Source organism: Brevibacillus laterosporus LMG 15441 (genome assembly GCF_000219535.2).
Lineage (GTDB): Bacteria > Bacillota > Bacilli > Brevibacillales > Brevibacillaceae > Brevibacillus_B > Brevibacillus_B halotolerans.
In genome coordinates, this window is sequence record NZ_CP007806.1 from 4,696,486 (window position 1) to 4,709,327 (window position 12,842).

Annotated in this window: 11 protein-coding genes, 1 other RNA gene and 1 pseudogene; 1 reads left to right on the forward strand and 12 read right to left on the reverse strand. The window is 41.6% G+C overall.

Translation table 11 applies throughout. The features are described 5' to 3' along the window. Positions 1–73: 73 nt before the first annotated feature. The 7 genes from BRLA_RS20705 to secG all read right to left on the reverse strand — a co-directional run bounded on the left by BRLA_RS20705 (position 74) and on the right by secG (position 6,802). Positions 74–724: a FusB/FusC family EF-G-binding protein gene (locus BRLA_RS20705; protein WP_003334404.1), complete on the reverse strand. Its 651-nt coding sequence runs from the start codon at positions 722–724 to the stop codon at positions 74–76. 180 nt (positions 725–904) lie between these two features. Next, positions 905–1,177, reverse strand: coding sequence for a CD3324 family protein (locus tag BRLA_RS20710; RefSeq protein WP_003334403.1), 273 nt, complete (start codon positions 1,175–1,177; stop codon positions 905–907). Positions 1,178–1,482: 305 nt separating this feature from the next. Further along, on the reverse strand, positions 1,483–2,526 hold the full coding sequence (locus BRLA_RS20715; protein WP_003334402.1) for a hypothetical protein: 1,044 nt from the start codon (positions 2,524–2,526) through the stop codon (positions 1,483–1,485). Positions 2,527–2,763: 237 nt separating this feature from the next. Then, positions 2,764–3,118, reverse strand: a transfer-messenger RNA (tmRNA) gene (gene ssrA / locus BRLA_RS23455). Between the two features lie 190 nt (positions 3,119–3,308). Further along, entirely contained in the window at positions 3,309–3,782 is a 474-nt protein-coding gene (gene smpB, locus BRLA_RS20720; protein ID WP_003334401.1) for an SsrA-binding protein SmpB, read from the reverse strand. Between the two features lie 103 nt (positions 3,783–3,885). Beyond that, a complete protein-coding gene (gene rnr / locus BRLA_RS20725; protein ID WP_003334400.1) occupies positions 3,886–6,375 on the reverse strand; it encodes a ribonuclease R in 2,490 nt (829 codons plus the stop codon). A gap of 184 nt (positions 6,376–6,559) precedes the next feature. Beyond that, positions 6,560–6,802 (reverse strand): preprotein translocase subunit SecG, encoded by a 243-nt coding sequence (gene secG, locus BRLA_RS20730; RefSeq protein ID WP_003334399.1) that lies wholly within the window; start codon positions 6,800–6,802, stop codon positions 6,560–6,562. Between the two features lie 419 nt (positions 6,803–7,221). On the opposite strand from secG, the gene BRLA_RS20735 reads away from it, so the two are divergent. After that, on the forward strand, positions 7,222–7,623 hold the full coding sequence (locus tag BRLA_RS20735) for a c-type cytochrome (protein ID WP_003334398.1): 402 nt from the start codon (positions 7,222–7,224) through the stop codon (positions 7,621–7,623). 111 nt (positions 7,624–7,734) lie between these two features. Here the strand turns inward: BRLA_RS20735 and BRLA_RS24910 are convergent. The 5 genes and pseudogenes from BRLA_RS24910 to BRLA_RS20755 form a co-directional block, all read right to left on the reverse strand. Then, positions 7,735–7,833 (reverse strand): annotated as a pseudogene (locus BRLA_RS24910) (DinB family protein); the annotation flags it as partial. Positions 7,834–7,912: 79 nt separating this feature from the next. Next, positions 7,913–9,202 (reverse strand): phosphopyruvate hydratase, encoded by a 1,290-nt coding sequence (gene eno / locus BRLA_RS20740; protein ID WP_003334396.1) that lies wholly within the window; start codon positions 9,200–9,202, stop codon positions 7,913–7,915. Positions 9,203–9,229: 27 nt separating this feature from the next. Continuing rightward, positions 9,230–10,768 carry a 2,3-bisphosphoglycerate-independent phosphoglycerate mutase gene (gene gpmI, locus BRLA_RS20745; protein WP_003334395.1) on the reverse strand — a complete coding sequence of 513 codons (1,539 nt, stop codon included), beginning with the start codon at positions 10,766–10,768 and terminating at the stop codon, positions 9,230–9,232. Positions 10,769–10,781: 13 nt separating this feature from the next. Continuing rightward, complete coding sequence (gene tpiA, locus BRLA_RS20750) at positions 10,782–11,537, reverse strand: triose-phosphate isomerase (protein WP_003334394.1); 756 nt, start codon at positions 11,535–11,537, stop codon at positions 10,782–10,784. A gap of 36 nt (positions 11,538–11,573) precedes the next feature. After that, the gene (locus BRLA_RS20755; RefSeq protein WP_003334393.1) at positions 11,574–12,755 is read right to left on the reverse strand and encodes a phosphoglycerate kinase; all 1,182 of its coding nucleotides are present in this window, start codon (positions 12,753–12,755) and stop codon (positions 11,574–11,576) included. Positions 12,756–12,842 lie beyond the last annotated feature (87 nt).

Sequence of the window (12,842 nt, forward strand, 5' to 3'; positions counted from 1 at the left end):
GCTGTGATTTAAGTTACGAAAGGTTCAATGAGGGGTGAGTATTTTATATGAGTTAATACCAACTAGAACTGATTTAGCCTATTACATCCTCAATAAACCTCTCTAAGGCAGTAACATCCGTAATCCTGCTGTTACACTCATGACTATTAATACATATATACTGACCAACCGCTTTGTAATAATCAGAGGATACATGAGCAGCTCTTGATTTCGAGATCGCTGAAAATAAAGCAACATCCGTATATCCATGGCATAATGCACATATGTTTTTCTTGTGTACAAGAGAATATCTCCCTTCGATCCCAACGGCTTTCCCTTTAAAATGATAAACAATGAATAGTTTATTGCTAGAAATGTTAATCCAGCCAAGATAGGTTACCTTGAGGAAGTCAATCGTTACTAAATCAGGAACCTTAAGCTTTTTATTTTTGGGGAATAGCTTCCTGATCTGTTTTTCAGTCACCTGTGGAAATTCAAGTAAGTAGGGTGTTAATGAACGGAGATAATCCTGAAACTCTTCCGCTTTTATGGAAGAGATTCTCCCCAACAATTGTTTTTGAATATCCGTAACGGTGGGAAACACGTCTATTACTTTTACTTCTGCTCCATACCTCACCGCTTCCATTACTTTAGGATCAGCAACAGTTAAGGTAGCGTTTCGCAGAATATCTATTTGCTTCTTAATAAAGTTATATTGATGATTTTGAATAAATGGCTCCACCATATCGTTCCCTCCAAATCCATAAACCTAGTCTTTTCAAAAGGCTCAAGCTTTCTTCCCTTCTTCACTCTTTCACTATAAAAAATTGGCTTGTGCTTTGATATGCAGTCTTTGATTCAGAAATGAACTCGACATACAAAAAGCACTTATAATCTTGGGAATAGATTATAAGTGCAGCAATCTTCACGCCTGTTTACTGGAATATACAATTTTTTTAATCGTCTCTATCGAAAGAAAATGGTCATCAGCTAATTGATGAATCGTTTTTCCATTTTTGAATGCATGCCTAATGGCAGTATTTCTATCATCAATGAGCTTTCTTCCGCCAGAACGCGAGCCCCATTTTTGGTGCGTCGTTTTTGGTTTGGGAATATATATGGTTTCACCTTGAATATATTTTTGAATTTCAACAAGCAGCTTTTCGGGTAAAATAGCTGTTGCACTCACATATTTCATTTCTGACTGCCCCCTATTCATTAAATCAATGAAAATAAGGTGCAAAGCCAAAAATTAGAAATGATCTATGCTAACTTGGGCGATTTTCTATTGAATATCCACCCCATGCAAAGTATCGCCTCCAATACTTGGCTTTGCATGAGATGCTGCGGTCTCTGACAAACTACGCTTTATTGCCATTGCTTATCACCTCCTGGGATTTTCATTAGTCATTTTTCATTTTTTGTATAATTTCAATCATATATGATGTGGTTTGTCAGGGGAAGTGAGTTATGGTTGATTGGTACTGATTTCGGATACCCAATCTAACCAAAATCTTCGCTTAGGAATACATTATAATGATTATATCGAGTTTCTAACGTATACCTATCATTCATGTTGTTCTGTAATTTGGCAATATGCTCATACAGCCAATCTTCATGTACATCCCTATTTTTGTATTCCTTTATACTTGTCTCATTAAAAATTTTATCTTTTTCATTGCTGCTCGCCTTGTATTTTATCAAGCATTGTACATCATTTGGAATGTCACCTAATAAATAGCTTATGCCTTCTGCTGTTATATCCATTTCACTCAAAGTCTGATTGTAATTAACCTGCTCAATTAATTTTCCATTTAGCGTTCTCTGATTGGCTTTTACCTGTTTAATAAAATCTTTCGTGTTAAAAATCATGATGGTTTCCAAATGGTCATAGTAAGGATCACTTGCTTTTGTCTCTCTCCACATGCTTTGTTTTTCATACGCATAAATTCTACCTGTCTTCATATAGAAGTAGTAATGCTGATCGGCATAGAAAGCTTGTAGGCTATCAAGTCGAAGCAAACTATCATTATGACCTATATCTGAAGTTATTTTATAAACAGATGGTTCAATCGAATCAATTAAGAAAATATCACTATAGTAAGGTTTCCCATACTCTACCCCTGAACTTGAGATGAAAAAAAGGGCGTACTGATCGTCTAGGGCATATATTTCAGATAAATGAGCCTCAACGTCATTCAAGCTATTGGTTTCCATCCATTTATTGCGATATTCGTCAGCTTGTATCACTGTAATTTTATTTGTACGTTTTTCATTGGTCTCTATCCGATAAAATGCGATTACATTTTTGTTATCTTGCTGATCAAGCTCAGCTCCGTATATTACCTTGCCTGTAGGTGAGATTGAGATTTTGGCTATTTGTTGAGGGATGGGATATAGGGTTTCCTTTTTTCCTTTTTCGAGATTAATGTTACAGATTGCTAGTTTTCCTTTTTCACAGGAATGACTGCAAGCTATGAATGATGGATTTACGATAGGCTTAAGTGGGATTAGTAGAGGTATTTCGCCCCATTTTTCTTTTTGCATTATATATTTGCCTCCAATATATAAATACGGGTATGGTTTCATCGATGATAATAACATGATTTCATAATTTTCGATCATTTCACACGAAAGATTGACACTAATTTTTCAATACGATTTCTTTTCCTTGTCCTAGCAAAAAAAAGTGTGTTTCCATCTATTTTCTAAATCATTCTTCATAAAAATGAAAATTGGGAGATTCAACAGCTTTTACCTGTCAAATCTCCCAATTCGGTACTTTTATGGAGGCGGGGGGATTCGAACCCCCGTCCGAAAACAGCGATACATGAGCATCTCCGAGCGCAGTCACTCATTTATGTTTCGGTAGTGGATTCGCGGAGTGACGCGCTGACCCGCTACCTAGTCTGATTGATCTTCTTCCATCGGCTCCAGACGGAAGCCTCAGGCGTATCCCACTAAGAGTGAGTGCTAGTCACGCCACATGGGCGATGGAGTGGTAGCACCTAGCTGAGATTAGGCAGCTAGAGAAAGTTGTTTGTTGCCAGTTAATGGCTTTCCGCGTTGTTGACGAGGTCCGCAGCCCCCCGGCTCGCTTCTCATGCTCTACCATCCCCGTCGAATCCAAAACGCCCCCAGGATAGAAAGAGCAAAGAAAACTTATTCAGTTTTTCTTTACTACACAGCCTCATATAAAATAAATGGCTTGCAACGATGTCTCAAATCGTCCATCGTTGTACACCTATACTACCACAGTTTACGTAAAAATCTCAATGTGGGTTACTGGCAGAGTTGGAAGAACTGCCGCCTGAAGCCGTTCTTTTCCTCTAATATTTCTGACGGTCTCTCAGGGCTCTCGCAACCTCGCGTTGGGCATCCTTTTTCTTCAGGTCCTCACGCTTGTCATAATTCTTTTTCCCACGGACAACAGCAAGCTCAAGCTTTGCCCAGCCGTTTTTTAAATAAATGCTAAGCGGAACAAGGGAATATCCCTGTTCACGAATCAAGCTGTTCAATTTCAGAATCTCCAAACGCTTCATTAACAAACGGCGATTTCGTTCAGGTTCATGATTGAATCGATTGCCTTGTTCGTAAGGGCTAATGTGCACGTTATATAAAATAAGCTCTCCATTAACAATACGAGCAAAACTATCCTTTAGCTGCACTCGTCCGCCTCGAATCGACTTGATTTCCGTACCGGTTAGCTCGATACCTGCCTCCATCACTTCTTCAATGTGATAATCATGTCGGGCTTTTTTGTTTTGGGCTACAGTTTTTGTTCCTTTTTTAGAAACGGTCACGGAAATCACCTCATCTGAGCAAGAGTAGTGCCTTTAATTTTAACAAAAATAAGACAAGAAGGCAATGCTTTGTACTCCATTGCCTTCTTGCGTCTCTTCACGCTTATCTCCGTTTACGCTTCGCTTGTTTTACCACGGATTTTCGTTTTTTCTTTTGCTTGGAGCTTACAAAATCCTCCCAAAAGCCCTTTTGTTTGGATTCCACTGCTTCCTGATTTTCTTGGCCTGGAAGTGCGATAAACCGTCCCGCTTCTGTTTTACCAGTTGAACGACGCTGTGCATCTTTTCCACGGGTATTTTGACCACCTGGATTTCGTTCCTGCTTATGCTTTCGTTTCGCAGCCGCCGGACCCGTATCTTTATAAGACTTCGAGCGACGCTGTTTTCGATTACCACCGCGATCTTTGTCTCGGCCATTACCATTAATCACTTTTGCCTGACGAGACCTGTTAAATCGTAGCTCACTTGGCTTTTTCATACCTACGATTTCAAAGTCAATGGTGCGTTCGTCAACATTAACAGTAGTTACACGGACCAAAACCTCGTCGCCAATGCGATACTGCTTTCCTGTACGTTCTCCGATCAGAGCGTACATTTTTTCATGGTAATTATAATAGTCATCTGTTAGATAGCTAACGTGGACTAATCCCTCAATCGTGTTTGGCAGCTCTACAAAGATACCGAAGGAGGTGACACTTGAAATCACGCCCTCGAACTCTTCGCCAATATGCTGTAGCATGTACTCAGCTTTTTTCAGATCGTCTGTTTCACGCTCGGCATCTACTGCTACGCGTTCTCGTTGTGAAGTATGCTCTGCGATGATTGGCATTTCAGCAATCCAATATGCTTCTTCCTTCGCATCAAGCTGTTTTTTCTCTAACCATAAACGAATCATTCGGTGCACAATTAAATCCGGATAACGGCGAATAGGCGAAGTAAAATGCGTGTAATAATCGGTAGATAGCCCAAAGTGTCCCATACTTTCTGCATCGTAACGTGCCTGTTTCATGGAACGAAGCAATACCGTACTAATAATGACTTCTTCTGGTGTCCCCTTGATTTCCTCCAACAGCTGCTGTAACGCTTTTGGATGAACCGACGTTCCCTTGCCGCGCACGCTGTACCCAAAGCTAGTGATGAACTCCATGAAGTTTTGTAGCTTTTCTTCCTTTGGATCTTCATGAATCCGGTAAATAAAAGGACGCTTCAGCTTATGGAAGTGTTCTGCAACTGTTTCATTGGCTGCGAGCATGAACTCTTCAATGATTTGCTCAGCTATGGAGCGCGTGCGGAAGCCGATATCGGTTGGTGTTCCTTCAGCGTCTACATAAATCTTAGCCTCACGGAAATCAAAATCGATAGCCCCGCGCTGCATCCGTTTTTTACGCAATTTGAGACAAAGCTCTTCCATGCTTTCAAACATCGGGACTAATTCCTGATATTTCTCACGTAACTCCTGATCCTGATCCACTAAAATACTACGCACATCTGCATATGTCATTCGCTCGTTGGTTCGAATTACACTTAAATAGATATCATACGAAACAACATTAGCCCCTGCATCAAATTCCATATCACAGGTAATCGTTAACCGATCCACTTTTGGATTTAAGCTACAAATACCGTTTGATAATCGGTGTGGGATCATCGGAATGACTCGATCCACTAGATACACGCTTGTACCACGTCTGTAAGCTTCCTGATCTAGCGCTGATTTTCCTTTGACATAATAGCTTACATCAGCAATGTGAACGCCTAGACGCACATTCCCATTCTCTAATTGCTCCAGAGAAACGGCATCGTCCAAATCCTTTGCATCTGCTCCATCAATCGTAACCATCATGCGCTCACGCAGGTCGCGTCTACCTTTTATCTCTTCATCCGAAATCCGATCTGGAGCCGCTTCCGCTTCTGCAAGCACATCATCGGGAAAGCCCTCTGGTAAGTTAAACTTTCTAATAATCGAAAGGATATCCACCCCAGGATCGTTTTTATGCCCTAGAATCTCGGTTATTTCTCCTTCGGGGTTTCCTCTACCCTCTGCGTACTTAACGATCTGTACAACCACTTTATGGCCATCTACAGCCCCATTTACTGCTTGCTGTGGAATAAAGATATCTTTGCCAATCCGCTTGTCATCTGGAATAACAAAGCCGTAGTGGCGCTCATCCTGATAGGTTCCGACAATCGTATTGGTGCTACGTTCCACTATCCGAACGATTTTACCCTCCAGCCGACTTCCGAATGCTTCTTTTTCCACTCGAACTAATACCGTATCCCCGTGCATTGCTCCCTGCATATCATTAGAGTGCACATACACATCCTCTTCGCCTTGAGTCTCAGGAATGACAAAGCCAAACCCTTTAGGATGGTTTTGTAGCCTACCGCGAACCAAGTTCATTTTTTCTGGAATCCCATAGCGGTTTGCACGTGTACGTACAACTTCCCCATTATCCTCAAGCTGATTCAAGGTTTTTACTAGTTGCTTAAAATCGTTTGAGTTCTGTAAGCCAAACGCTTCTTCTAGTTCATGTATTGTCATCGGATGATACGCCTGTTCCCTCATAAAGGAAAGGATATCTATATCTTTCATGTAAAAGCTCCTTTTTTCTTGATTATGTTTTAGTATGCCAAGTTATGTTCAACACAAAACATGTTCTTCTCTCGTAATACTTTCCTCACTATTGTACCCGTCATTTATTTCTTTGTACCATCATATGTAGAAATGCGTACAAAAAAAGACAGCAACACAAAAGCGTCTGCTGTCTTTTTACCATTTACTTTGCTTGAAGGAAGAATGCCAGCAAGATAGCGGATAGCATAAATAATACAGCGAGAACCACTGTGATTTTACCTAAAACAGCATCCATTCCTCTTGCTTTCTGTTTACCAACAAGTTGTTCAGCCCCACCGCTAATTGCTCCAGAAAGACCGGCGCTTTTACCGGATTGCAGAAGAACGACAAGAATTAAACCGATAGCGGAAACTATTAAGAAAATCTTTGCAAGTAAAGCTAGCATAATATTTCACCTCGTTACAATGTAAGTACAACCGACCCTTCATTGTCTATAATCTTTACTTTACCACAATTAAAAGGGAACAACAACTTGCTGGAACATCCTTTCCATACACTTCCAGACAATGGATTCCCTATACAAAAAATTGCCAAGGTTTTATAATGATAAATGTCAGACTTTTATAGATTAATCAATTTATTTCACTTTTAATCTTTACCTTTTTTACCTATAAAAGCGCTTACTTTATCCATCATTTTGAATATGTTTCTATAATAAGGTAAGAAAGCATGAGTTCTTTAAATATTGTCAGAATTGTGTACATTGTGAACTAGTGTGTCACTTTCCTTGCAAGTACACTGCTTTTCCCGTAAAATGCAAGTAGGTTTCATTCTTATATCTAGTATTTAGGAGGTTCCTTTCGCATGGCTGGTTCAAACTTTAAGAAAGACGTGAATCAAAACGACGTAGTTGACTCGGCGAAAGCATTTGGGTTCTCTTTTGGTATCTTGTTCCTCGTTTTCGTACTGTTCCTCGTAGCCTCTATTATTTATCCGCCTAAACATGGCGAAGAAGCAAAGGGCGGCGGAGCTGGTGGAACTACCAATATCAATGCTGAAGAAATTGTTAAACAAAAATGTACATCCTGTCACGGTCAAAACCTGGAAGGCATGGTGGGTCCCGCACTTGCAAACATCGGCTCGCAGCTTGATGAAAAAGCGATAAGTGATGTCATCAAAAACGGTAAAGGTACTATGCCAAAAGGTGTTCTTCAAGACGCAAAGGAAATATCAGCAGTATCTAAATGGTTGTCTGAAAAGAAATAATTCATTTACTCTTCCAAACATATCAAAAATATATCAGACGTACGCCTTACCTGATATAGTCAAAAGCTCTGATCGTCCAAATGACATCAGAGCTTCTTTGTTTTTACTGCTTCATCTGTGATAAAAATGCTTGCAATGCTCTTTTTGTAAGAGATGATGGCGATAATGCATCTCTACCAAGGTACACCACTCCTGCGCATTCAATGCTCCTTGTCCGATCTTTTTGTTTCATGAACAAAAAAAGACACCCTTGCTAAAAGCAAAGATGTCTTTTCGTATAAAACGAAGCTTATTTTTTAAGGTTGTAGAATGCTGCACGGCCACCGTAACGAGCTGTTTCACCCAATTCATCTTCCAAACGAAGCAATTGGTTGTATTTCGCAACACGGTCTGTACGGGATGGAGCACCTGTTTTAATTTGACCAGCGTTAGTTGCAACCGCGATGTCAGCGATTGTGGAATCTTCTGTTTCACCAGAACGGTGAGAGATAACTGCTGTGTAACCAGCGCGTTTAGCCATTTCGATTGCATCGAAAGTCTCAGTCAATGTACCGATTTGGTTAACTTTAACCAAGATGGAGTTAGCAGTATCTTTTTCAATACCAGTCATTAGACGTTCTGTGTTTGTTACGAACAAATCGTCACCAACCAATTGAACTTTGCTTCCTAAGCGGTCAGTTAGAAGCTTCCAACCTTCCCAGTCATCCTCAGCCAATCCATCCTCGATAGAGATGATTGGGTATTTGGATACTAGTCCTTCATAGAAAGCAACCATTTCTTCTGTCGTTTTTACTACGCCTTCACCAGTGAAGTGGTATTTGCCATCTTTGAACATTTCAGTAGCAGCTACGTCAAGAGCGATGAATACGTCTTTACCAGCTTCGTATCCAGCAGCTTTGATAGCTTCTAGGATTGTAGTGATCGCTTCTTCGTTGGATTTCAAGTTAGGAGCGAAACCACCTTCGTCACCTACTGCTGTGTTAAGACCTTTATCATGAAGAACCTTTTTCAAGGAGTGGAAGATTTCAGAACCCATACGTAGAGCTTCTTTGAAAGAAGGAGCATTTACTGGCATAACCATGAATTCTTGAATATCTACTGTGTTATCAGCGTGCTCTCCACCGTTAAGGATGTTCATCATAGGAACTGGAAGAGTTTTCGCGTTGAATCCACCCATGTAGTTGTACAAGGAAACACCTAGAGAAGTAGCTGCTGCACGAGCTACTGCCATAGATACGCCTAGGATAGCGTTAGCACCCAATTTTGCTTTGTTTGGAGTACCGTCTAAAGCGATCATTGTCATGTCGATACCAACTTGGTCAGTAGCGTCCATACCGATTAGCTCAGGTGCGATTGTATCGTTTACGTTTGCAACAGCTTTTGTTACACCTTTACCGAGGTAACGAGATTTGTCACCATCGCGAAGCTCAACTGCTTCGTGTGCACCAGTGGAAGCACCAGATGGAACTGCTGCACGGCCCATAGAACCGTCTTCCAAGTATACTTCTACCTCTAGAGTTGGGTTACCACGGGAATCCAGAATTTCGCGAGCGTAAATATCAGTAATAATTGTTGTCATAAATGCCATCTCCTTATTCTCTTATTCTTATTTAATAATAGATTTTCCTGTCATTTCGGCTGGTTGTTCTACACCTAATAGCTCCAACATAGTAGGAGACAAATCAGCTAGAATACCATCTGGTCTCAGTTCGATACCTTTTTTGGTCACAATAACTGGAACAGGGTTTGTGCTATGAGAAGTGATTGGTCTGCCTTCTTCTGTAAGCATCCAATCAGCGTTTCCGTGATCGGCTGTGATGATAGCTACTCCGCCCTTAGCAATAATAGCGTCTGCTACGCGACCTACGCAAGCATCAACAGTTTCAACAGCTTTAATGGTAGGCTCCATCATACCTGAATGGCCAACCATATCGCAGTTTGCAAAGTTAAGAATGATTGTATCGAAGTTTTCTTCTTCAATTTCCTTCACTACTGCGTCGGTTAGTTCATAAGCGCTCATTTCTGGTTGTAGGTCATAGGTAGCTACCTTTGGAGAAGGAATCAAAATACGCGTCTCACCTGGGAACTCCTGCTCACGACCACCACTGAAGAAGAACGTTACATGCGGATACTTTTCTGTTTCCGCGATACGCAATTGCTTCAGATTATTTTGAGCTAACACTTCACCTAGCGTGTTATCTAGGTTTGTTGGTTTGTAGGCTACATATCCATCGACTGACTCAGAGAATTTCGTTAGGCATACAAAGTGTAGGTCTTTCGGATAATTCTCTCCACGGTCAAATCCACGGAAATCCTCATTCGTGAACGCTTGAGAGGTTTGGATAGCACGGTCAGGACGGAAATTGAAGAAGATAACTGAGTCTCCGTCTTCTACTTTCCCAATCGGCTGGTCATTCTCATCAACCATTACAGCAGGCATAACGAATTCATCCATGACAGATTTCTCATAGGATTCCTTTACTGCCTTGATTGCATCAGAGTAATGAGGGGCGTCGCCATATACCATAGCACGGTATGCCTTTTCAACGCGTTCCCAGCGTTTATCACGGTCCATAGCGTAATAACGGCCTTGGACAGTCGCGATTTTACCAACCCCAAGCTCATCCATCTTACGTTGTACTTCTTTAATGTAGGTAACGGCACTATCAGGAGCTACATCGCGACCATCTAGGAATCCGTGGACAAATACATCCTCTGCGTTTTCCTTTTTTGCAAGCTCAAGCAGAGCAAGTAGATGGTTGATGTGGCTATGAACACCGCCATCAGACAATAAGCCAAAGAAGTGAACCTTTTTGTTATTCTCTTTCGCATGCTTAAAAGCAGCGATCAATGTTTCGTTTTCAAAAAATGCGCCTTCTTTAATGGACTTGGTGATGCGAGTAAGATCCTGATAAATGATGCGTCCTGCACCAAGATTCAAGTGACCTACCTCGGAGTTACCCATTTGTCCTTCTGGAAGACCTACTTCAAGACCAGAAGCTAGCAAGGTAGCATTCGGGTAATCATTCATCAATCGCTCGTAGTTTGGTTTTTTCGCTTGATTAACAGCATTACCGTAATCATTCGTGCGAAGACCAAACCCGTCCATAATAATTAACGCAACTGGTTTTGGTCTGTTAGCCATATAGCTTCCCCTCCTACTGTTGTACTCCGTTGACTAAGCCCATGTAGCCTTCAACAGTTAGGCTCGCTCCGCCAACTAGTGCTCCATCAATGTCGGACTCACCCATATAGCTTGCCACATTTTCAGGTTTCACGCTACCACCGTATTGAATGCGTACTTGAGCTGCTGTGTTAGCATCAAATGCACCAGCAATTACACTGCGGATGAAAGCGATCGTTTTATTAGCATTTTCAGCCGTAGAAGATTTACCTGTACCGATTGCCCAAATTGGCTCATAAGCAATTACAGTTTCTTTTACTTGCTCAGCAGTTAGACCGCTAAGAGCAGCTTCTGTTTGCGTACGAACCACGTTTTCAGTGGTATTAGCCTCGTACTCTTCTAGGGACTCCCCTACGCAAACAATTGGCTTCATACCATGAGCAAGGATTGCTTTTGCTTTTTTGTTCACTGTTTCGTCTGTTTCGTTGAAGTATTGTCGACGCTCGGAATGTCCGATAATCACGTATTCAACACCTAGCTCTTTTAACATTAGCGGGCTGATTTCACCGGTAAATGCACCTGTTTCTTCAAAATGCACGTTTTGAGCACCTAATTTATAAGGAGTACCTTTGAATTGCTCAGCCAATGCTGGCAAGTTTGTGAAAGGTGCGCAGATTACTTTTTCAATTTGAGGAGCTTGATCCTCTTTTGGTAATTGAGAGGCAAACGTAGTTGCTTCCGCGATTGTTTTGAACATCTTCCAGTTCCCAGCAATAATTGGTGTTCTCATTACTTCCACTCCTCACCTTTTACAAAAGATAGCATTTTACTTGTCTTGCAATGCGGTTACGCCTGGTAGCTCTTTACCTTCCATGAACTCAAGGGAAGCTCCACCACCAGTAGAAATGTGGGTCATTTTATCTGCTACACCTGCTTTTTCTACAGCCGCTACAGAATCACCACCACCGATGATTGTTGTGCCGTGGCATTCTTCCATTGCGTTAGCAACAGCAATCGTACCACTTGCAAAAGCATCCATTTCGAATACACCCATAGGTCCGTTCCAGACTACTGTTTTAGAAGGAACAATTGCATCACGGTAGTTAGCCACGGTCTTTGGTCCGATATCGAGGGCCATCCACCCTTCTGGAATCGCGTCAATGCTTACCACTTGTGTATTGGCATCTGCTGCAAATTTATCAGCAACCACTACGTCCACTGGCATAAGCAGATTCACATTGCGCTCTTTTGCTTGCTCCATCAACGTGCGAGCAAGATCCAGCTTATCTTCTTCACAAAGGGAAGCTCCAACATTGTAACCTTGTGCTTTGATGAAAGTGTTAGCCATACCGCCACCGATGATCAAAGTGTCTACTTTGCCCAACAGATTTTCAATTACGCCGATTTTGTCTTTTACTTTCGCTCCACCCACAATTGCTGTGAAAGGACGCTCAGGCTTGGACAAAGCACCACCCATGAATTGAATCTCTTTTTCCATCAACAAGCCAGCTACTGCTGGAATGTGCTGAGCGATACCCGCAGTCGTTGCATGTGCACGATGAGCTGTACCAAATGCATCGTTTACAAACAGGTCAGCAAGGCTTGCAAAGCTTTTTGCTAGCTCAGGATCGTTCTTTTCTTCCCCTTTATGGAAACGAACATTTTCAAGAAGGATTACGTCGCCTTCCTTCATCGCTTGAACAGCAGACTCAACCTCTGCGCCAATTGAATCGTTCAGTTTTTTTACGGGTTTGCCAAGAAGAGAAGCTAGATGTTCGCCTACCGCAGTAAGACGCATTTCTTCCACTACTTCACCTTTTGGACGGCCGAAATGGCTAGCCAAAATGACTTTAGCATGGTTATCGATTAAATATTGAATAGTTGGAACAGCAGCACGAATACGCGTGTCGTCTGTAATTACGCCATCTTGCATTGGGACGTTAAAATCTACTCGACAAAACACACGTTTACCTGCTAATTCTATATCGCGAATGGACTTTTTGTTCACGGAAGGTACCCCCCTCAGACTTGTTACCTGACTAAATACTTGCTTAATCTAGCTTATACATAGTGGAAAAGGGAGAGAAGCTCTCCC

Bases quoted from the DNA above. Each gene is read 5' to 3' on its own strand.
- BRLA_RS20715 (WP_003334402.1), bottom strand. From the start codon at position 2,526: ATGCAAAAAGAAAAATGGGGCGAAATACCTCTACTAATCCCACTTAAG.
- eno (WP_003334396.1), bottom strand. From the start codon at position 9,202: ATGACAACAATTATTACTGATATTTACGCTCGCGAAATTCTGGATTCC.
- BRLA_RS20705 (WP_003334404.1), bottom strand. From the start codon at position 724: ATGGTGGAGCCATTTATTCAAAATCATCAATATAACTTTATTAAGAAG.
- rnr (WP_003334400.1), bottom strand. From the start codon at position 6,375: ATGAAAGATATAGATATCCTTTCCTTTATGAGGGAACAGGCGTATCAT.
- tpiA (WP_003334394.1), bottom strand. From the start codon at position 11,537: ATGAGAACACCAATTATTGCTGGGAACTGGAAGATGTTCAAAACAATC.
- BRLA_RS20710 (WP_003334403.1), bottom strand. From the start codon at position 1,177: ATGAAATATGTGAGTGCAACAGCTATTTTACCCGAAAAGCTGCTTGTT.
- gpmI (WP_003334395.1), bottom strand. From the start codon at position 10,768: ATGGCTAACAGACCAAAACCAGTTGCGTTAATTATTATGGACGGGTTT.
- BRLA_RS20735 (WP_003334398.1), top strand. From the start codon at position 7,222: ATGGCTGGTTCAAACTTTAAGAAAGACGTGAATCAAAACGACGTAGTT.
- secG (WP_003334399.1), bottom strand. From the start codon at position 6,802: ATGCTAGCTTTACTTGCAAAGATTTTCTTAATAGTTTCCGCTATCGGT.